The sequence below is a fragment of the Thiocapsa sp. genome, from assembly GCF_018399035.1.
In the GTDB taxonomy this organism is placed as follows: domain Bacteria; phylum Pseudomonadota; class Gammaproteobacteria; order Chromatiales; family Chromatiaceae; genus Thiocapsa.
On the sequence record NZ_CP073760.1, the window covers coordinates 3,746,717 to 3,767,431 of the forward strand.

At 66.9% G+C, this 20,715-nt stretch carries 15 protein-coding genes and 3 pseudogenes; 13 read left to right on the plus strand and 5 right to left on the minus strand.

The window, feature by feature from the left end; all coding sequences use genetic code 11:
- Positions 1-156: 156 nt before the first annotated feature.
- The 4 genes and pseudogenes from KFB96_RS17060 to KFB96_RS26920 all read left to right on the plus strand — a co-directional run bounded on the left by KFB96_RS17060 (position 157) and on the right by KFB96_RS26920 (position 5,115).
- Complete coding sequence (locus tag KFB96_RS17060; protein WP_300970420.1) at positions 157-4,014, plus strand: AAA family ATPase; 3,858 nt, start codon at positions 157-159, stop codon at positions 4,012-4,014.
- Between the two features lie 17 nt (positions 4,015-4,031).
- Positions 4,032-4,508: pseudogene (locus KFB96_RS27620) on the plus strand (WD40 repeat domain-containing protein); the annotation flags it as partial.
- Positions 4,509-4,605: 97 nt separating this feature from the next.
- Positions 4,606-4,755, plus strand: a pseudogene (locus KFB96_RS27625) (hypothetical protein); the annotation flags it as partial.
- 51 nt (positions 4,756-4,806) lie between these two features.
- Positions 4,807-5,115, plus strand: a complete 309-nt coding sequence (locus KFB96_RS26920; RefSeq protein ID WP_367114977.1) for a hypothetical protein — start codon at positions 4,807-4,809, stop codon at positions 5,113-5,115.
- A 484-nt stretch (positions 5,116-5,599) separates the two neighbouring features.
- On the opposite strand, the gene KFB96_RS17065 is transcribed toward KFB96_RS26920, so the two are convergent.
- Positions 5,600-5,923, minus strand: coding sequence for a sel1 repeat family protein (locus KFB96_RS17065; RefSeq protein WP_213457130.1), 324 nt, complete (start codon positions 5,921-5,923; stop codon positions 5,600-5,602).
- A gap of 244 nt (positions 5,924-6,167) precedes the next feature.
- Between KFB96_RS17065 and KFB96_RS17070 the strand changes: the two genes are divergently transcribed.
- The 3 genes from KFB96_RS17070 (at position 6,168) to KFB96_RS17080 (ending at position 10,960) form a co-directional block, all read left to right on the plus strand.
- Complete coding sequence (locus tag KFB96_RS17070; RefSeq protein ID WP_213457128.1) at positions 6,168-7,424, plus strand: DUF1015 family protein; 1,257 nt, start codon at positions 6,168-6,170, stop codon at positions 7,422-7,424.
- Positions 7,425-7,620: 196 nt separating this feature from the next.
- Positions 7,621-9,834 carry a bifunctional (p)ppGpp synthetase/guanosine-3',5'-bis(diphosphate) 3'-pyrophosphohydrolase gene (locus tag KFB96_RS17075; protein WP_213457126.1) on the plus strand — a complete coding sequence of 738 codons (2,214 nt, stop codon included), beginning with the start codon at positions 7,621-7,623 and terminating at the stop codon, positions 9,832-9,834.
- 1 nt (position 9,835) lies between these two features.
- Positions 9,836-10,960 carry an aminoglycoside phosphotransferase family protein gene (locus tag KFB96_RS17080; RefSeq protein WP_213457124.1) on the plus strand — a complete coding sequence of 375 codons (1,125 nt, stop codon included), beginning with the start codon at positions 9,836-9,838 and terminating at the stop codon, positions 10,958-10,960.
- Here the strand turns inward: KFB96_RS17080 and KFB96_RS17085 are convergent.
- From KFB96_RS17085 to KFB96_RS17095, 3 genes and pseudogenes are all read right to left on the minus strand, one after another.
- On the minus strand, positions 10,920-12,473 hold the full coding sequence (locus KFB96_RS17085) for a radical SAM protein (RefSeq protein ID WP_213457122.1): 1,554 nt from the start codon (positions 12,471-12,473) through the stop codon (positions 10,920-10,922). The genes KFB96_RS17080 and KFB96_RS17085 overlap by 41 nt on opposite strands.
- Before the next feature lie 70 nt (positions 12,474-12,543).
- Positions 12,544-12,825: pseudogene (locus KFB96_RS27630) on the minus strand (DUF29 domain-containing protein); the annotation flags it as partial.
- A gap of 71 nt (positions 12,826-12,896) precedes the next feature.
- A complete protein-coding gene (locus KFB96_RS17095) occupies positions 12,897-13,931 on the minus strand; it encodes an FkbM family methyltransferase (RefSeq protein ID WP_213457120.1) in 1,035 nt (344 codons plus the stop codon).
- A 38-nt stretch (positions 13,932-13,969) separates the two neighbouring features.
- Here KFB96_RS17095 and KFB96_RS17100 point away from each other — a divergent pair, with 38 nt between their 5' ends.
- Both KFB96_RS17100 and KFB96_RS27635 read left to right on the plus strand, forming a co-directional pair.
- Positions 13,970-14,248: a type II toxin-antitoxin system Phd/YefM family antitoxin gene (locus KFB96_RS17100; protein WP_213457118.1), complete on the plus strand. Its 279-nt coding sequence runs from the start codon at positions 13,970-13,972 to the stop codon at positions 14,246-14,248.
- Positions 14,245-14,484, plus strand: a complete 240-nt coding sequence (locus KFB96_RS27635) for a PIN domain-containing protein (protein ID WP_366931467.1) — start codon at positions 14,245-14,247, stop codon at positions 14,482-14,484. The genes KFB96_RS17100 and KFB96_RS27635 overlap by 4 nt, the downstream gene beginning before the upstream one ends.
- A gap of 206 nt (positions 14,485-14,690) precedes the next feature.
- On the opposite strand, the gene KFB96_RS17105 is transcribed toward KFB96_RS27635, so the two are convergent.
- A complete protein-coding gene (locus KFB96_RS17105; protein WP_213457116.1) occupies positions 14,691-15,860 on the minus strand; it encodes a glycosyltransferase in 1,170 nt (389 codons plus the stop codon).
- Positions 15,861-16,115: 255 nt separating this feature from the next.
- Between KFB96_RS17105 and KFB96_RS17110 the strand changes: the two genes are divergently transcribed.
- The 4 genes from KFB96_RS17110 to KFB96_RS17125 are packed head-to-tail and all read left to right on the plus strand — an operon-like array spanning position 16,116 to position 20,677.
- Positions 16,116-17,432: an O-antigen ligase family protein gene (locus KFB96_RS17110; protein ID WP_213457114.1), complete on the plus strand. Its 1,317-nt coding sequence runs from the start codon at positions 16,116-16,118 to the stop codon at positions 17,430-17,432.
- Positions 17,429-18,466, plus strand: coding sequence for a glycosyltransferase family 9 protein (locus tag KFB96_RS17115; RefSeq protein ID WP_213457112.1), 1,038 nt, complete (start codon positions 17,429-17,431; stop codon positions 18,464-18,466). The genes KFB96_RS17110 and KFB96_RS17115 overlap by 4 nt, the downstream gene beginning before the upstream one ends.
- Positions 18,463-19,569: a glycosyltransferase gene (locus tag KFB96_RS17120; RefSeq protein WP_213457111.1), complete on the plus strand. Its 1,107-nt coding sequence runs from the start codon at positions 18,463-18,465 to the stop codon at positions 19,567-19,569. The genes KFB96_RS17115 and KFB96_RS17120 overlap by 4 nt, the downstream gene beginning before the upstream one ends.
- A gap of 34 nt (positions 19,570-19,603) precedes the next feature.
- On the plus strand, positions 19,604-20,677 hold the full coding sequence (locus KFB96_RS17125; protein ID WP_213457109.1) for a glycosyltransferase: 1,074 nt from the start codon (positions 19,604-19,606) through the stop codon (positions 20,675-20,677).
- The last annotated feature ends 38 nt before the right edge of the window (positions 20,678-20,715 follow it).

Genomic DNA, 20,715 nt, shown 5'->3' on the forward strand with positions numbered 1-20,715 from the left:
GAACCTAAACCGCGTCCCGAGCGAGATGCTCATTTTCGAGTGAGCTCGACGTTTGGTGGATCCACGGCCCTTAGCGGGGACGCGGTTTAGATCCCGGCTCCGAAATACCCATCCGCCCCGAGTATAGTTGCGGCATGTCCTTTCCCGATCACCCCCATGACTGAGCACAAGGTCAGAATCTTCGTCTCCTCGCCGTCCGATCTGGAGCATGAACGTGCACTGATCAAGGATGTGATCGAGGCGTTGGCCCAGGAATATCTCCCCTATTTCAGCCTCCAGGCCGTGCTTTGGGAGGAGGAGGCACTGACGGCCGCGCAGAGTTTTCAGGCCGGTCTCCTGCGTCCTTCGGAATGCGAGATCGTGCTCGTCATGCTCTGGACCCGGCTCGGCACACCGCTCGCGGAGGACCCCTACGAGGGCATGACAGGGACCGAGTGGGAGTTCGTCGATGCGGTGCGGGAGTCGGCCCGCACGGGCACCCCCGAGGTCTTGGTCTACAAAAAGACCGCGCCGCGCATGGTGGACGTCAACAATGCCGAGGCGACCCGCGAGGCGCTCGCCGACCGGCATCGACTCGAAGAGTTCTTCCGCACCCACTTCTTCAACCCGGACGGCAGCTTCAGTCGCGCCTTCAGACAGTTCGGCAACGACCGCAGCTTCCGCGAGCTGCTCGAGACGCAACTGCGCAAGCTCCTGAACCGACGCATCAGTGCGGAGCGGCGCCTGGCCTCCGATGCAGCCGACTGGCGCGGGAGTCCCTTCCGCGCCGGTGCACCGTTCGAGCTGGTCGACGACCGCGTCTTTACCGGTCGTGAGATCGAGACGCGCGAGCTGGTGACCCGCTTGGAGGCGCTGCAGGGTCCGGGGCGCGGCCTGCTCCTGTTGAGCGGTCCGAGCGGGGTGGGCAAAAGCTCCCTGATCCGCGCCGGGCTGCTGCCGCGTCTGATCCGGCCCTTTCTCTTCCCCGGCATTGCCGGGTGTCGCTGGGGTTTCGTGGAGCTGGAGGATCGCGACCCGATCCAGGCCCTGGCCGTCGCCCTCGCCGCGCCCGGTCTGTTGGGGCCGGCGCTGGACGGCTTCGGGCTCGACGTCGCGCGCCTGACGCGATTGCTGGTCAGCGAGCCGGAGGTCGCCGCCGATCAGCTGCTGGCCGCGCTCGGGCAGTTGGCCGATGATCCGGCGAGCAGAAGCGACGCCTCAAACGGCCGTTTACAGCTCGCGGTCATCGTCGATCCGCTCGATCGCCTGTTCACGGAGGCGATGCGGGCCGCGCCTCGAACCCGCGCCTTCGTCAAGGCATTGGCCCTGCTCGCCGCCCGAGACGGCGTCTGGGTGATCTCCTCGCTGCGCAGCGACTATCTGCGCCACCTCGGGGAGATGCCCGAGCTCGCGTCGCTCCTGGACGAGCAGAGTTGGTTTCGCCTGGAGCCGCCGCCGGCGGCGCGGATCAGACAGGTGATCGAGATCCCGGCACGGGTGGCCGGGATCGAGTACGAGGGCATGGCCGGCGGCGGACGCGGTCTGGTCGATGCGCTGGAGTCGGAGGCGAGCCTGCTCGAGCATTGGCCGGCCGTCCTGGAGCCCGCCCTGGACGAGCTCTACCACCGCGCGCGCGACGGCTCCGGCGATGTGGAATCCAATCGAAATCGGCCCCTGGCCCTTGCCGATTATCGCCGTGTCGGCGGACTCTCCGGCTCGCTGCTGGGCCGTGCGCAGGCCCTCTGGGATGCCTTGGATCCCGCGGTTCGGGATGCGCTGCCGGTGCTCTGCCGCGGCCTGATCGCGCTCGAGGGCGGAGGCGCATCGATGCTCGGTGCACGCCGCGGGGATCTTCGCACCCTGACCCGTCGGGCGGCGGTCGCCAGGCTCGTCGAGTCGCTGATCGAGGCTCGCCTGTTGGTCGCCGAAGGTGTGGCCGATCCCTCGGCGCGGCTCGGCTGCACGCAGGAGGCGCCGCGTCTCATGGACGATCTGCGCCGCATCATGATCCAGACCGGCGAGGAATGGCGCGAGCGGCTGCGCAGCAGGCGCGGCACCGCCGGGCGCGATGCGTCGGTGCCGTCGGACCGCGATTTCGAGGTCGCCCCGGCCCCCGCCATTATGGCCCCGGCCATCGAGCGCGCCGAGGATCCCGACGCCGTGCCGGTCCTGCACTGGGAGGACTACCGCGCGCTCGCGAGCTTGATCCATCCGGCCCTGTTCGAGCGGTGGTCACCGATCCGCGACTGGGTCGCGGACCCGAGCAACCGCCGCGATCTCATCCTGCGCTATCAGATCTCTCGCCAGGCGCGCCTGTGGCGGCGCACCGACTGCAATCGCGAATATCTGCTGGGAGAGGCCGGCTATGCCGCGGCGCGGCGCTTCGCGGAGGCCTACGGCGAGGAGCTCGAGCCCTTGGAGCAGGAGCTCCTCGAGCACTCGCATCAGCACCTGGTGCTGCAGCGACGGCGCAACCGGTGGGCCCGTCTCCTCGGTCTGACCCTGGCCGCACTCCTGGTGCTCGCCACCGGGGCGGCCTTCTGGGCTTGGGACGCCTCGCGCGAGGCCACCCTGAACCTTCAGCGCAGCCTGCTCAAGGCGGCCGATCTCGCGGTGCGCCAGGGCAATACACCGGAGGCGGTGCGACTCGCCCTCAATGCCGGTCCCTATCTGCCCGAAGCCGCGACCGATACCCTCAGTCGCGCCTTCACCACGAATCGCATGATCGCGATGGTCCAGTCCGAGGCGATGGCGGGCGACCAGCCGCTGCCTCCGGCATTTCGAGACGACGGCGAGCGCTTGGTGACTCAATCGCGGGGCGAAGGTGCGCAGCTTTGGGCGCTGCGCGGTCAGAGCTACCAGCCCGAGGCACGCCTGTCCGGTCCGGAGACGCCGATCCATTCGGTACGCTTCGTCGGCAGCGGCACGCCCCAGACCATCCTGGGGATCGGCGAGGGCGGGGTCTGGCGGCTCCCGGCCGAGCCGGGGCAGCCGCCCGACTGGAGCTGCGGCGCGCGCCCGGACAGCCCGATCGCGCTGGACCTAGGCGGCCGCTTTCTCGCCCTCTCCCACGGTGCGCAGCAGGACCGTTATGCCGTCTGTCTCCTGGACCTGAGCCGCCCGGGTGCGCCGCTCTGGGACGTGCCCGTGCATGCGAGCGAGGTGCGCAGCATCGCCTTCGCGCCGAACGGGGAGCTGCTCGTCACGGCCTCGCGCGACGGCTCCGCGCGCGTGCTCGAGACCGGCACGGGAGCCGAACGGGCGGTTCTACCGACCAGCGGCTCGCTCGGCCGGCCGGCCAACGATGCCCGGTTCGACCCCGCCGGTCGGCGGATCGCCGTGGCGTCCGCCGACGAGCGGATCCGTGTCTACGACCTCGACGGCGGCGAGCTTGCCGAGCTGGGCATCATCGAACGCGACGGCCGACGCATTCGCATCCACAAGTCCGCGGTGCGCGAGGCGGTGTTCTCGCCCGGCGGGCAATATCTGATCGCCGGAGACGACGCGGGACAGGTGGTGCGCTGGGATCTCGAGAGCCGTTATGCCGAGGTCCTCGGGCATCACGACCTGAGCGTGGAGCACGTGCGGGTCTCGCCGGGCATGGACGACGAGGATCGCGAGCCCCTCGTCCTCAGTGCCTCGCTCGACAAAACCGCGCGGCTCTGGGGTCTGCTCTCCGGCAAGGAGGTGGCGGTCTTCAGTCATGACGCGGCGGTGACGGATGCGCGTTTCAGTGTCGACGGCCGTCGGGTCCTGAGCTACTCGGATCCGGACGGCTCGGCGCGACTCTGGTCGGTCAAACCGACCGAGACACTGGCCTTTCATCTCCCCAGCGCCGATCACGTCTGGCATCTGGCGATGGCCGAGACGTTTGCAGCGCCGGGCGCCGCATCGCCGGATTCAGGTGCGCCCGACGCCGGGACGACGGATACGCCCGCGGTCATGTTGGCCACCGCGGCCTTCGACGGACGGGTCGAGGTTTGGCAGTACGATCGTCGCGACGATGCCCCCCGCCGGTGCGCATCTGGACCCTGACGGGACATCAGGGGCGGGTGCGCCGGGTCGCCTTCTCGCCCTCGGCGGATCGCTTGGCCAGCGCAGGTCACGACGGCACGGCCCGGGTCTGGGATCTGAAGACCGGCGGTGGCTGCCGCCTCGCGGTTGCCGCCGACGGTGCGCCCTGCAGTCCGGATGGCGGGCGCACCTGTCCGAACGTCCATCAGGCCCTGTTCGCCCCCGACGGACGGTGGCTGCTGACCACATCGAGCCATCTCGCCGAGCCGGTCCGTTTCTGGGATCCGCAGGCCTGCGCCCCGCTGGAGGGTGCACCCGACTGGGGCGAGGGCGGAAGCGGGGTTCAAGCCGCGGCGGTCTCCGAGGGCTTGGATGGCGCGACACTGGTCGCGACCGGCGACGACGGCGGCGGTGTCCGGGTCATGCGGATGGACAGCAGCGGCGGCTGGGCGACGGTGTGCGCTGCACAATGGCATACGGACACGGTGACGGACGCCGCCTTCTCTCCCGATGGTCGGTGGCTCGCAACATCGAGCGAGGACGGCAGCGCCGCGTTGGCGGCTCTGACCGACAGCGGCTGCGCACCCCCTGTCTCTCGAGCCCCAAGCCGGCATCCTCTACAGTGTCGCGTTCGCGCCGGACAGTCAGGCGCTCGTCACCGCGTCATTGGACGCGAAGGCACAGGTCTGGGCCCTGGACGGCGCCCTGCTCGCGGATCTCCTCGGGCACAAGGATCGGATCTACGCCGCCAAGTTCAGTCCGGACGGACGCTGGATCCTGACCGCCTCGCGTGACGGTGCAGTGCGCATTTGGATGCGTCCCACGCGTCCGAGCATGCTGCCCGAGGAGTCCTTTCTCACCCTCGATGGCGCACTCGGCGGGGTTGCCTACGCCGACTTCAGCCCCGACGGACATACCATCGGCGCGGCCTATTGGGAGAACGCCACCCTGCTCTGGCGCCTCTGGACCGAAGAGACCGTGCCGGACCGTCGCCTCGAGGCGATCTGGGGCCGGGACCGCGCGCGCCTTGCCCTGATCCGCGAGGCCGCGCGCTTCAAGGCGGAAAACCGGCTCGAGCGACGCGCGCGCGACGTCTCGGCCGAGGCATCCCGGATCGAGTAGTGTTGTCGTGGTCGTGGTCGTAATCGTAATCGAGTATCGATTACGACCACGACCACGACCACGACCACGACAACGAACGGTCTCGACACATCTGCCGTGCTGCACTAGCCTCTCGGGCGCGCACGCGTCAGTCCGCTCAAGCGAACGAGGATTCACCATGAGCCGTACCCCCGTCCTCTCCTGGCTGCTCGGTGCCGTTCTCGCCACCTGCGCGACCCAAGCCGCCGCCTTCAAATGCATGCCGCTCTACGGCAATTGGTGCGGGGTCGGATACCCGGTCGCCGGGTTCCCCCGCCGGTCGATGCCTTCGGTCCGATGTCGAGCGTCGCCGCGCCCTGTTGGTAAGTCAGGAGCGATTCAAAAACAACCGAAACACGTAGGATGGGTAGAGCGAAGCGAAACCCATCCAGTCCACGCCAATGGCATCGGACCGAAACCCCGCAGCGCGGTGGGCAGATTCGGCGAGAGTCGGAGTCTGCACGGTTTAGTGCGTGGTCGTTGACGCCGCGTGAGTCGCGCGATGCGCGACGATCAGCTCTTTGGCCGCTGCGAACTCGGCGTCGGTCATCTGGCTGCCGACGATGTTGCGCAACTGATCGGCGTCCGTGTCCCCTTGCGCGATGGCCAACGACAACCAAAAATGCGCGCGGGCGAGGTCGATCTCCACCCCGCGCCCCTCGGCATAGACGAGGCCCATCGCATACTGGGCGTCCATCTCTCCGCGCTCGGCGGCATTGCGAATACGCGCGACCTTCGACGGGTCGTTGCGCAGCAGGATCAGATCCTTGAGATAGTTGTTGTCGGTCATGCCGTCGATTCGGATTCGCGGGGGAAATATCCACCCGAGTATAGAGCCGCCTTCCCGCGCTCGCGTCCCCGAGCCAGGCGAGCCCGTATGACTCCGCTTCGCCCGGCTCGGGGCTGCAGATCGCACTGCGGACATCCACGTCGGATTTGGCCGAGGCTCGATCCGAGCTGATACCATTGGCTCGCGGACACCGACGTCCCGAACGCCATCCATCCAGTCTCGACGACACCGACGGTGAGTCTCCATGCCCCTGATCAAACCTTTCGCGGCGCTCCGGCCGGCCCCCGCGCATGCCGCGGACGTGGCCGCCCCGCCCTACGACGTGATGAACGCCGCCGAGGCACGTCGGCTGGTCGAGGGTCGCCCCTGGAGCTTTCTGCACATCTCGCGCCCCGAGGTCGATCTGCCCGAGGGCATCGATCCCTACAGCCCGCCGGTCTATGCCAAGGCACGCGAGAACCTCGATCGGATGCTGGGCGAGGGCCTGTTGGTGCGCGACGCGACGCCCGGCTACTACCTCTATCGTCTGACGATGGGCGCGCATCGCCAGACCGGTCTGGTCGCCGCCGCCTCGATCGAGGCCTACGACAGGGATCGGATCAAACGCCATGAGCTCACGCGTCCCGTCAAGGAGGACGACCGGGTGCGCCAGATCGATGCACTGAACGCCCAGACCGGACCTGTGTTGCTCGCCTGCCGAGCGCGCCCGGACATCGATGGCCTGCTCGCCGGTCTCGCTGCCGGTCTCCACGGCGGCCCGGCCGAGACGGACGTCACCGCGCCCGACGGGATTCGACACGAGCTTTGGCCCATCATGGACGCGGCGCCGGTCGCCGAGCTGACCGCCGCCTTCGAGGGCCTGGACGCACTCTATATCGCCGACGGCCACCACCGCTGCGCCGCGGCCTCGCGGGTCGCCGCCATGCGCCGTGCCGCGAATCCCGGTCACACCGGGGCCGAGCCCTACAACTACATGCTGTCGGTGATCTTTCCGCACGATCAGATGCGGATCCTGGACTACAACCGTGTGGTCAAAGACCTGCACGGTCACAGCGTCGAGACCCTCATGCAGCGCCTCGCAGTCGCCTTCGAGATCGAGGGCGCACCGGGTCCGGTCGCCCCCGAGCGTCCCGGCGAATTCGGGATGTACCTGGCCGGTCACTGGTATCGGCTGGCGCTCGATCCGGGGCGGATCCCCTACGACGACCCGGTCGGGCGGCTCGATGTCAGCCTGCTCCAGGACAACCTGATCTGCCCCATCCTCGGCATTCAAGACCCGCGGCGCGACGACCGGATCGATTTCGTCGGCGGCATCCGCGGCCTGGAGGCGCTCTCGGCGCGGGTCGACTCGGGCGAGATGGCCGTTGCCTTCGCGCTCCACCCGACCCGGATGGAAGACCTGATGGCGGTGGCCGATGCGGGCGAGGTGATGCCGCCGAAGTCGACCTGGTTCGAGCCGAAGCTCGCGGACGGGCTGGCGAGCCATCTGCTGACGGACTGACCCCGCAAGGACTCTCGCGGCGCAAGGTCCGCAAAGCAGCGCGTCGGGTTTTGGGGGTCGGCGGCGCGTCGCGTGGGCATCGAAGATCCAGCCCGCGCGTTTTCTTTGCGCCCTTCGCGCCTTTGCGGTTCAAAGTCCGGGGTTTCAGGGTCAAACATCCAAGATCGACCGCAGCTACCGAGAGTCGCTTCACATCATGGTCAAACCCACCTACAACCTCCCCGAGTCGCATGGCGACGACGACGAGGCGATCCGTCACTGGCTCGACGGGTTGGCAAGCCATTATCCAACCGAGGAGCTCAAGCAGATCGCCGGCGCCTGCGCGGCGCTGACGCGCTGCCGCGGCGACCGTCGTATCGAGACCGGCGAGACCCATGTGCGGCACGTGCTCTCCACGGCGGACATCCTGGTGCGTCTGCGGATGGACTTCGAGACCCTCATCGCGGCCCTGCTCAACGGCTGTCTGGATCAGGGCGACCTCACCGAAGCGCAGCTCGAAGATCACTTCGGCCCGGGGATTGCGCGGATGGTCGGCGATCTCTCGCGCATCGGCCAGATCGCCAACATCGACGCCATCATCGCCGCCAAGGATCAGGACGAGCACGAGGAGAACCTGCGCCGTCTGCTGCTCGGCATCGCCGAGGACGTGCGGGTGGTGCTGGTGGTGCTCGCCGAGCGCGTCCACCTGATGCGCGCCATCAAGGACCTCGAGCCGGAGCGCCGCGCCAAGATCGCGCGCGACACCCAGCGCATCTATGCCCCGCTTGCCAACCGGCTCGGCATCTGGCAGGTCAAGTGGGAGCTGGAAGACCTCAGCCAGCGCTATCTCAAGCCCGACGAGTACAAGCGCATCGCCAAGCTCTTGGCCGAGCGCCGCGAAGAGCGCGAGCACTACATCGCGGTGGTCATCCAGACCCTGCACGACACGTTCGGCGAGGCCGGCATCGCGGCCGAGATCACCGGCCGGCCGAAACACATCTACAGCATTTGGCGCAAGATGCAGCGCAAGGAGGTCGAGATCGCCGAGATCTTCGACCTGCGCGCGGTGCGCATCCTGGTCGGGTCGGTCGCGGACTGCTACGCCGCGCTCGGGCTGGTGCACGGACTCTGGAAGCACATCCCCAAGGAGTTCGACGACTACATCGCCACGCCCAAGGGCAACATGTATCGGTCGCTCCACACGGCCGTCGTGGGGCCGGAGGACAAGCCGCTCGAGGTGCAGATCCGCACCCACGAGATGCACCGGCATGCCGAGTTCGGTGTCGCCGCCCATTGGGCCTACAAGGAGTCCAAGGGGCATGACGCCGAGTTCCAGCGGCGCGTCATCTGGATGCGCAACTGGCTCGAGCTCAAGAACGAAGGCGACGAGACCGGCGGCTTCCTCGAGCGCTTCAAGGCCGAGTTCGAGCCGATCCACATCTATGTGCTGACCCCGCAGTCGAAGGTGATCGAGCTGCCCAAGGGGTCCACGGCCCTCGACTTCGCCTACGCCATCCACTCGGAGGTCGGCAACCGCTGCCGCGGCGCTCGCATCAACGGACGGATCGTGCCGCTGAACTACGAGCTGCGCAGCGGCGAGACCGTCGAGATCCTGACCCAGAAGAACGCCTCGCCCAGCCGCGATTGGTTGAGCCCCCATCACGGCTATCTGACCACGGCACGCGCCCGCAACCGGGTCCGCCAATGGTTCAAGCAGCTCGATCACGATCAGCATCTGCAGGGCGGCCGCGTCACGCTGGAGCGCGAGCTCGGCCGACTGGGCATCGCGGAGAAGCCCAACCTGGAAGAGCTCGCGACCCGCTTCAACTTCAAGCGCGGGGAGGATCTGCTGGCCGCGATCGGGCGCGGCGATCTGTCGGTCGGACAGGTCGCGCGCCAGGTCGGGGAGCGCAAGACCGAGGAGATCAAGGAGATCGAGCCCAAACTGCGCCAGCCGCACAAGCCCCGGCTGGAGGGCGCCACGGATGTCGTGGTGGAGGGCGTCGACGACCTCATGACCCATCTCGCCCCCTGCTGCAAGCCGGTCCCGTACGACCCCGTCATCGGCTTCGTCACCCGCGGACGCGGGGTCACCGTCCATCGCAAGGATTGCAGCAACCTGCGCAACCTGCCGCCGGCGGAGGCCGAGCGTCTCATCGCGGTGCGTTGGGCGGATCAACCCGCCAACGCCGGCTACTCGGTGGACGTGCTGGTGATCGCCGCGGATCGTAAGGGTCTGCTGCGCGATGTCTCCTCCGTGCTCTCCGACGACGAGGTGGACGTGCTCGGCGTCAACACCCATTCAGAGCGCTCCACGGACACGGCGGCAATGCGCTTTACCCTGGAAGTGAAGAACATGGCGCACCTGGAGAAGATCCTGACGAAGCTGCAGCAGATCCCCGATGTCCTGGACGTGCGGCGGTCCTACTGAGATGCGTCGGGGAGAGATCGACGGGGCGCGACAGGCGCCGAAGCGCGCAGTGCTCGGGACCATCGTCGAGGCGTTCGAGATCGCCTCGCCGGTCGAGGCGATCGAGCCTTACGGTCGCGGGCTGATCAACGATACCTTTCGGGTCGTGGCCGGCGGAACGCGCTACGTACTCCAGCGCATCAACGGCGCGGTCTTTCCCGATCCGTTGCGGATCATGTCCAACATCCAGGTACTCGATCGACAGGCGCGCTTGCACCCCGATCTCGGATTCCGTGTCCCGGTGTTGATCGCGACCCGTACGGGCGAAGCGGGTCTGCGCGCTCCGGACGGAAACGTCTGGCGTCTCATGACGCTGATCGAAGATGCCGTCGGCCTGCCCCGCCTCGAGACTCCCGAGCAGGCCCGCGAGGTCGGCCGGCTCCTCGGCCGCTTCCATACCCTGCTGCAATCGCTGCCCGCCGATGCACTGAGCGTTACCCTACCCGGATTTCACGACACGCCGGCCTATCTCGCGCGCTTTCTGTCGGTCCTGGCTCGGGTCGAGGGTGCCCGCAACGATCCGGATGTCGAGATCGGCGTTCGCTTCGCGCTCGACCGCCAAGCACTCGCGAAGCGACTCGCCGATGCGCGCGACCGAGGCGAGATCCCCGTGCGTGTCATCCACGGCGACCCCAAGCTCGACAACATCCTGTTCGACCGCGACAGCGGGCGTGCACTCGCCTTGATCGACCTCGACACCCTGCAACCCGGCCTGATCCTGCACGATATCGGCGACTGTCTGCGTTCCTGCTGCAACCGCAGCGGCGAGTCCGCGGGCGGGCTCAACCGGGTCTCGTTCGATCTCGCCGTCGCCGAGCCGATCCTCCACGCCTATGCCGAGCAGACGCGCGCTTGGCTGAGTGCCGAGGAGATCGCCCTGATCCCCGAGGCGATCCGTCTCATGCCTTTCGAGCTGGGCCTGCGATTCCTGACCGACCACCTCGAAGGCGACCGTTACTTCAAGGTTGCGGAGCCCGGCGAGAACCTCCGCAAGGCCGGCATCCAATTCGACTTGGTCACGGACATCGAAGGCAAGGCCGCAGACATCAGAGCGTTGGTGAGCCGCTGGAACGCGTCCGAGGTGTGAGGTGACGCGCTTGGCGCGTCGGCAGCGCTCCCTCGGTCTTCGGCGACGGCGGCGGGATCCGCCGCGTGGGGTCGAACGACAGGCGTCCGCGCGCACCGCAGGCGGCATAGTCGCTGCGCAACGCCGCGGTGGCCGATTCCGCGATCCCCTGCAGCGACAGCCAGTCGTGCAGGCCCTCGTACAGATGCTCGAGCGGGATGCCGTGCGTCTTGCCCGATTGCGCGTAGAACCAGTCTGACCAAGCGAGAAAGCGCTCGAAGGGCGCGTCGCCCAGCAGGAGCGGCAGCGTGCGACCGAAGCGCCCCGAGTTGCCCACCAGATCCCAATAGCGCGCGAACCGCGTCAGCTGCTGCATGGTTCCGCGGTCGATGCGGTCGCTGGCGAGCAGGCTGTACGGCGGATCCGGGCTGAACACCAGCCCGAACCGCTCGGCGTGCCGACAGACCGGCGCGCCGCGCAGCCGCTTCAGAATCCCGACCTGGATCTCGTGCGGACCGATCCGCATCAGCCGATCGAAGCCGGCCCCGAACGAGGCCGGATCCTCGCCCGGCAGGCCGATGATGAGGTCGGCGTGCAGATGCGCGGTCGTTTCGGCATGCAGCCAGCGCAGATTGGCCTCGGCCTGCACATCGTCCTGACGCCGCGAGATCAGCGCCTGCACCTCGGGATTGAAGGTCTGCACACCGATTTCCAACTGCAGCGTGCCCGCCGGAAAGGCTACGAGCATCCCCTTCATCCGCTCCGGCAGATGATCCGGGACCAGCTCGAAATGCAGAAAAGGCAGGTCATCCGGGCGCTCCCGGATGCGCTCCAGAAAGAACCCCAGGATGGCCGAGGCGTGATCGAGCTTGAGGTTGAAGGTCCGGTCGACGAACTTGAAGCGCCGAGCACCGCGCACGTACAGCCGCTCCAGCTCCGCGATCAGCGGCGCGAGCGGAAACGGCCACGCGGTCCGATCCAGCGCGGACAGGCAGAAGGCACACTTGAACGGACAGCCGCGCGACGCCTCGACGTACAGATTTCGCCGCCGCAGATCCTCGTCCGAGAACTCGTCGTAGGGAAAGCGGATGCTGTCGAGCGGCGGCTGCTCGCCAGCATGGACCTTCGCCGCGGGCGGCTGTCCGTCCAGGATCGCGCCCGCCAGCCGGGCGAAGGTCACCTCGCCCCAACCCGTCACCACATAGTCCGCCAGCGCGCAGATCCGCTGCGATTCGACCTCGTGACTCACCTCCGGACCGCCGAGCACGACCACCACATCCGGCGCCGTCTCCTTGAGCAAGGCGACGACTCGCGTCAGAGGCGCGACGTTCCAGATGTAGACCGACAATCCCACGATGCGTGGTCCTTCGGCCAGCAGCTGCTCGACCACCTCCTCGGGTGCCGCGCCCAGCACGAGCTCGCACAGCATGCTGACCTCGCGCAGCGGCCCGAGATTCGCCCGCAGATAGCGCAACGCCAGCGAGGCATGCGCATAACGGGCGTTCAGGGTGGCGAGGACGATCGCGGTCGGCATGCAGGGGCTCTTGGTTCGGTGGACAGGTTAACCTGATTTTCCGGAACGGATCGACCGTGCGAAGCCCCGGGTTCCTGCCGAGGAGACGCTCGATTTGGCGACGTTGGGTTGCAACGGAGTTGCGCCAACTTTTCTCGTTGGTCGGCGTTCGCTCGGTTTGCACCTCCAACTTCAGGAGGTGCGCGACGATGACCGCCATACGTGCAGCCAGCGCGCGTTGCTCGGAGCGTCCCATCTCTGCGATCTCTCCGGCTAGAAGCTCGCGATCCATACGCCCGAGATTCCCTTCGCGCACCGCCGCGGCCTGCTCCCGGGTCCAAGAGAAGAAATCTTGCTCATACGCGTTGCTCATACGCGGTGCCTACGATAGCCAACCATGGAGTGATGATAACCGAATGGTGTGAACCTGACCCCTTTCCCAGTTCAGGCCATTTTGTTCAACAGTTCCTCCGCTCGTTCATCGGGTAGGAACAGATAATCACACTCATGCATGTTGGCGGGGCAATAATAATCGACCGGAAAGATTTCAATGGGAACGAAACCGACGGTCGAACGCAGATCCGGGGATTTTCGAATCTGCAGAACGCGGTAGTTCAGGTCACGCAGCAGGGACATGATGTTTTCGTTGCGCGTCCGGCTCGCTTCGAGATCGCCTTTAGGGTCAGTGAAAAGTACCTCGCAGAGGATGGGCGGACGTTCGCGACGGAGGATACCCTGGATACCCCTCAGAACTTCCAGCTCGGCACCCTCCACATCAATCTTGACGAAGCCCAGGGGGCGCTTCGCAATCAGGCCATTGACATGCTCGTCGCTGAAGATCGGGACATGGCGGGTGTCATACTCCCTCTCGGGGCGCAGATCCTCGAGCAGTGTTGCCGTGGAGTCTGTGGAGCGGCCAGCCGGGAGGTACAGCGTCAGTAATCCGGTGCTATCACCGATCCCGGCGGCGACCAACTCGACGTTGGGAAATTCGTTGATCTTGATCAGGCGATAAACATAGTGCAAGCAATCCGGGTTGGGCTCAAAGCCGAGGTAGGGTCGATGGGTGTCGACTTGCCGCAGCTCGATCAGGGTTTGACCGAGGTTCGCGCCAACGTCCAGGAAAAGGTTTCCGCTGTCGCCTGGCAGGCGTCGATACAGTGCGAGCTTCCAGGCTTCTTCACCACGCCTGAATTGCTCATAGACGCCGAGTCCCGTCCCTTCCAGGATGGGAATCCGGATGACGTGTTGTTCGACCTTGGCCGGCAGACTAAAAGCTAGGTGCCGCAGAATAGGATGAGAGAGATCACGCAGTGTCGATTTTAATGACATGATGTTGTTAGAGTCGTGATGTTTGATGATGTTTGATGATGTTCTGACCTCGACCTGAAACGACTGGTTTCGAGAACACATCGAGGCGACGCTGGGAAAATGCGTCGGGAGGACGCAGCGGGGACGGTCGAAAAAACCGGTCGACACACCGCACGAAACGCCTGACGCGAACCGCCAGCAACAGCTTGAAGCAGTCTGATCGTATCGACTGCCACCTGCGCATCTACCAGGCCGAGCGCGGCGAGACCGTGCACATTACGCGCCGCGGTCGACCCGTTGCCGTGCTGCTCTCGGAAGCCGAGTACGGTCGTCTGAGCCGAGGAGCCGTCCGGCCGCCCTTCTGGGACGCTATTCGCGAGATGCGCGCGGATCCCGAATTCGAACCCATCGACCTGCAGTCCGAAGAGGTCGAATCTTGGCGCGATCGCGCAGCACAGGACCGTGGCTTCGAGTGGTCCGAATGAAATACGTGTTGGACACCAACGTGGTCTCCGAGCCGATCAGAGCAAGGCCCTCCGGGGCTGTCCTCGCCGGCATCGAGGCGCACACAACGGAATTGGCCATCTCGGCCATCTCCTGGCAGGAGATGCATTACGGGTTCGAGCGTCTCCCGCCAGGCGCACGAACGTGCACGTCTGGAAAAGATTGGGCGCACGCCATCTTACGCCGACTGCCAGATCGAGGCCATCGCCGCCGTTAATGGGTTGGTCCTCGTGACACGCAACACCGAGGACTTCGCGGACTTCTCCGGCCTCATCGTCGAGAACTGGTTCGATCCGAAAGTCGGAGCGGGGGCCTGAGCGATGGCCCGCTGCGCCGATTGGAGGCTTGGCTCCGGCAAAGGGCCGCACCGACCCCTTTTTTGCGCGATGACTAATCGCTCGACAGGTCCGGACGACTATAGGGTCAACCCTCCGCAATCAGCCCGAAGGCCGCAAGGTAGCGCCGTGCGCTGATGTCCATCCGATATCCCTGCACCGCTTCCTTCAAGACATCGGGCGGCGGCGGATTGAGCAGGGTCTCTTTCATGGCGGCCGCCAGTGCCTCGACATCGCCGACCGGCACCAAGGCGCCGAACATGCCGTCGCGGGTGATCTCCCGCGGTCCGCTGCGGCAATCGGTCGAAACCACGGGTGTGCCCAGTGCGAGCGCCTCGGTCAGGACATTGGGCGAGCCTTCCCAGAGCGAGGAGAGGGCGAAGAGCTTGGCGCGCGCCAGAAAGCGGTAGGGATTGGGCTCGAAGCCGGGTAGGGCCACGTCGTCCGCAACGCCCAGATCCCGCGCGAGGCGCAGGAGGCGCCCCTGCTGGCGGCCTTGTCCTAGGATCATCAGCCGACAGGGCAGACGCGCATGCAGCAGGGCGAACGCCTTGATCAGGGTCGCGAAGTCCTTCTGGGTGCGTAGGCCGCCGACGCCCATGATCACCGGCGGCTGGTCGGTGCCGAACCAGGGGTGATCCAGCGGCTCCTGCGCCTGTGCATAGAACTCGGGCGTGATGTTGGGGTTGCGCACCACCTGGACGCGACTCGGCGGGATGCCCGTCACCTCGGCGATGTCGGCTGCGACCCCTTCGGACACGGCAACGACCCCGTCGGCCCGCTGAAAGAGGCTCCGCAGCTCGCGCTGCTCCCACCAGCGTTTGAGCCGATTCTTCCCGCGCGCACGCCAGCGCTCGGACATGGTGGTGCCGGGGCGCAGAAAATACCGGGTATCGGTCGATGAGCTCGCCTTCACCGCGAGCGCGATGCGATCGTCCTCGGTCTTGGCCGACAGGACGACGGAGGGTCGACGGCGCTCGACATACTCGGCGAGGACGCGCTGCCGCTCCCGCGGCGAAACACGGCCGAGCGCATGAACGGTCACCGTGGCCGGGAGACTATCCAGAAAAGGCGCCTCGCGCCGTCCGACCACGAAGTCGACCGGGACACCCTGATCGGCGATCCCGCGGGCGATGTTGACCATCATGCGCTCCACCCCGCCGTCACCGAAGCTCGGGATGAAGAGGCAGACAGGGCGCGACGGCCGATGAGACAGTGGAGCCGGGATGGGTTGAGCCGACGGGTCGATGGCAGGCATTGATCGTCCTCGACACGGCGGTCGCATCGGGCCGAGTCTTGTGTTGGATGTCGAATTGTTCAGGCAGTGCGGCCGGAGCACGGCGTGCAGCTCGGCGCTCCCGGACTTGCGGATGCGTGCCGACCGCAACGTCCGTCGGGGCCCGCGCCTCGGTGCACCCGGGTACGCGATCGCGCGTATCATACCCGTCCCGAGGCGAGATCCTCATCCCGCGAACCCTTCGAGACGCCGACCTTGCCCGAGACGCCCCGCCTTATGCCGAGCATCGTGCCGACCGACGGTTGGTCACGTGCAGGTCTCGTCGGCCTTTATGTCTTTGCCTTCTTCGGGCTGCTCGGGATCACGCCGGCCACCGTCGGCCTGGTCCTGCTGGCGCTTGCTTTCCTGATCCGATTCGACGCTTGGCGGCGGCTCGCACGGGATCCGGTCGCCCTCACGGCCCTGGCCTTCGGGCTCTATGTCGCCGTGCACAGCGCAATCGCCTATGTCCTACAGCCGACCCCGACGCTGTCACAAGCGGTTGTCGAGAACGGAACGGATTGGGTGAAGCTGCTGCTCTTCATCCCGCTCGCCTACTGGGCCGCCGGACGCCCGGATCGGGTGCGCCTGGTTCTGCTGCTCGGGCTCGCGGGCTTCACCCTCGCGACCTTTCGCAAGATCGACTGGGCGACCTTCGACGCCGTCTTCTTCTCGACCCGGTTCGATGCTTACCTTCCGTCGATCGCCTTCGGCATGTTCGCCGGGCTCGGGGCGCTCGGGCTCCTCGCGACACGCCGTGCCTTCTGGGCGATGCGCGACCGACCTTGGCAGCGCTGGCTCGCGACGACGCTCTGGGCCGTCTGGCTGCTCGTCATGCTGGAGGGCCTGCTCCTGTCCCAATCGCGCGGCTCCTGGCTCGGCTTTCTCGGCGGGCTGGCGGTCTTGATGCTGATGGAATGGCGGGCGCGACAGGCGACGACGGTAAGACCCGCACGCCGACGCTGGTTTGCGCTCCTGCTGGTCGCCGCCGCCCTCGGGGCCTTCCTGTCGAGTCAATATCAGACGATCGCGATGCGGCTCACCGACCAGACTGACACCCTGCAGCAGGTGATCAGCGGCGATGTGACCGAGGTGACCTCCGATCCGGTCGGCCTGCGCGTCAACGCCCTGCTCTTCACTGTCGAGAAATGGCGCGAACACCCCTGGTTCGGCTGGGGTGCGGGCACCAGCCGCGAATGGATCGCCTCCAGCGGGCGAGCGGACACCCTCCTGGACAACGTCAATTGGCTGCCGCATCTGCACAACGCCTATGCCGAAACGCTGTTTCAATTCGGCGCCGTCGGGCTGCTGCTGGCGGTCGCGCTGGTCTGGGCGCTGGTGCGCGCGACGGGCGGCGAATGTCGCGCCGGACGACTCCCGGCGGATCTCTGCCGACTCTTCCTGGTCACGCTCGTGTTCGTGCTGATCTGGAATCTGTTCAACTATCGCGTGGTGCGCAGCGACTGGATGGTCTTCTGGATCCTGCTCGCAGGGTCCGCCTACAGCTTCCGTCTCGCCAGGCTGACGAAGCCGCCGGGGGACGGCCGCGGGTGAAGATCCTCGTCGTCAGACTCTCCGCGATCGGCGACATCGTCTTCGCCTCGCCGCTGATCGCGGCCCTGCGACGCGCCTATCCGCAGGCACACATCGCCTGGCTGGTGCAGCCCGAGTATCGCGCCCTGCTGGACCGACATCCTGATCTGGACGAGGTCATCGTCTGTCCGCTGGGTCACTGGCGGCGCCTGTGGTACGAGCGGCGTCTGCGCGAGTTGATGTCCGGTATCAGGGCACTGCGGACGCATCTGCGCGAGCGTCGCTTCGATCTCGCCATCGACCTGCAGGGATTGCTCAAGAGCGGCGCCTTGACGCGGCTCTCGGGTGCTCGCGAGCGGATCGGTCTGGGCTCGCGCGAGGGCAGCCAATGGCTGATGACGCGGACGGTTCAGCGCGGCGGGGATCCCCGGCGTATCGGATCGGAGTATCTCTATCTGGCGCAGACCTTGGGTCTGCCCGCGAAGGACTTCGCGATGGCCGTGCATTACGGCAACACCGAGGCAGCCTTCGCCGATCGTGTCATCGCCGAGTATGGTCTGAGCGACGGCTTCGCGGTGCTCTGCCCTTTCACGACGCGTCCGCAAAAACACTGGATCGAGAAACGCTGGGCACCGCTTGCGGCACGCATCCAGGCGGATCTCGGCTTGACGCCGGTCGTGCTCGGCGCTCCGGCGGACCGCGAGGCCGCGACACGGATCCGCAATGCCGCCGACACTTCCTTGGTCGATCTGGCGGGCCGCACCAGTCTCATCGAGGCCGCGGCCCTGATCGACCGGGCGGCGCTCCTGATCGGCGTGGATACCGGCCTGGGTCACATGGGCATCGCCTTCGGCACGCCGAGCCTGCTCCTTTTCGGCTCGACCTGTCCCTATCGCGACACCACCCGCGCCAACGCCCGGGTGCTGTACCACACGCTCGACTGCTCGCCCTGCAAACGGCGTCCGACCTGCGACGGGGCCTTCACCTGCATGCATCTGATCACGATCGACGAGATCCTGGACGCGGCCCGCGGCGTGCTCGGGGCTGCGCCGTGAGGATCCTTCACGTCGAGGGCGGACGTCACCTCTACGGCGGGGCCTATCAGGTCCTGCACCTGCTGCGCGGGCTTGCCGCACGCGGTCACGAGAATCTGCTCGCCTGCCCCGCAGGGTGTGCCCTCGCGGAAGCCGCTGAGCCCGTCGCTCAGGTCTACGGCATGCCGATGCGGGGCGATCTGGACCTGCCGATGGTCGTCCGTCTGAGACGCCTGATCCGTGCGAGCCGACCGGACCTGGTGCACCTGCACAGCCGCATCGGCGCCGACGTCATGGGCGGCATCGCGGCGCGCCTCGCCGGTGTGCCGGTCGTCCACACCCGCCGGGTCGACAACCCCGAGCCGCGCTGGCTGGTCGCGCTCAAGTACCGACTCTTCGACCGTGTGGTGGCCATCTCCGAGGGGATTCGCGACGTGCTGCTTGCCGAGGGGCTGCCCGGCGAGAAACTGCGGGTCGTTCGCAGCGCGGTCGACTACGCCACCTACGCCCGGCCCTGCGCGCGCGCCTCGATCGCCGCTCGGCTCGGAGTGCCGGAGGACGCACTCCTGATCGGCGTCGTCGCCCAACTCATTCAGCGCAAGGGGCACGCCGATCTGATCGAGGCACTGCCCCCGTTGATGGATCGCTATCCCGGCCTGCAGGTGCTCTTCTTCGGGAAGGGGCCGGTCGCGGACGCACTCGAAGCACAGATCCACCGGAAGGGGCTAACCGGGCGTGTCCGGCTCCTGGGCTTCAGGGACGATCTCGCCGAGGTCATGCCCTGCCTGGATCTGCTCGTCCACCCGGCGCACATGGAGGGGCTCGGCGTCTCCTTGCTCCAGGCCGCCAGCGCCGGCGTGCCGATCGTCGCAAGCCGCGTCGGCGGCATCCCGGAGGCGGTGCGCGACGGCGAGAATGGGTTCCTGGTGCCTCCCGGCGACATCGCTGCATTGAGAGCCGCACTCCAGGCCCTGCTCGCCGACCCCGAGCGTCGCCGAAGACTCGGCAACGGCGGACAGGCCCTGATGGCGCGCGAGTTCTCCATCGACGTCATGGTGGAGGGAAACCTCGCGGTCTATCGCGAGCTGTCGCGCGAAGCGGCCCTGCGCCCCGAGCCGGGGTAACGGATTTCGACTTGACCAACGACTCCAGCCCTTTATGTCAGACCCATCCAGTCTCCAAATGGTCGCCAGCAAGGCCCTCGGCGGTGCCGAGCGCTGGGCGATCCGCTTCAGCCTTGCACTTGCCGAGCGCGGAGCCCCGGTCGACCTGGCGATCCGCCGAGGCAGCGGTCTCGACGATCTCGCCTACGGGTCGCTCCAGGTCCATCGCCTGCCCTTTCTCACCACCTGGGATCCGCTCTCGCGCGATGCCGTCTCGCGCACCATCGCTCGGGTCCGACCGGACATCGTCCAGACCTACATGGGGCGGGCGACACGGCTGACACACCGGAGCCTACCGAAAGGGCCAATCCATCTCGCTCGGCTGGGCGGCTATTACGCGCTCGGTCCTTTTCGCCACGCCCACGGCTGGATCGGCAACACGAAGCAGCTCTGCGATTGGATGGTCCTAAACGGCCTGCCGGCGGATCGCGTCCATCACATCTACAACTTCGCCGAGCCGGTGCATCCGGTGGCGCCGGAGCGGGTGACCGAGCTGCGCGCTCGGCATGGCGTCCCGGACGAGGCACTGGTGATGGTCACGTTGGGAAGGCTGGTCGGCTTCAAGGGACATCGGCACCTCGTCGATGCCATGGCTCGACTCCCGGAGACGATCGACGGACGACCGTTGCGTCTGATCATCGTCGGCGACGGACCCTTGGGGCTTGAGCTGAATCGCCAGGCGATCGAGGTCAGGCAGGAGAAGCGCATCCTCTGGACCGGCGGGCAAAAGGATCCCTCGCCCTATCTGCAGATGGCGGATCTCGTCGTCTTCCCGTCCTTGGACGAGGAGCCGATGGGCAATGTCATCCTGGAGGCATGGGCCTGGCGCAAGCCTCTGGTGACGGCCAACTTTCGCGGGGCGCGGGAGATCGTGCGGCATGGCGAGGACGGATGGACCGTGCCTTGCGCGGATGCGGCCGGGCTCGCCGAGGGGATTCGCGAGGTCTTGTCCGACTCGACGCTCATGTCCGGCCTGGCCGAGCGCGGCCATGCGCGGGTGCAGCGCGACTTCAGTCGCGATGCGATCCTGGATCAGTATCTGGCCCTGTATCGGGAGCTTGCAGGCTGAGGGCGACCTGGTCGCGCCGGGCCACCGCGTTGCGCCAA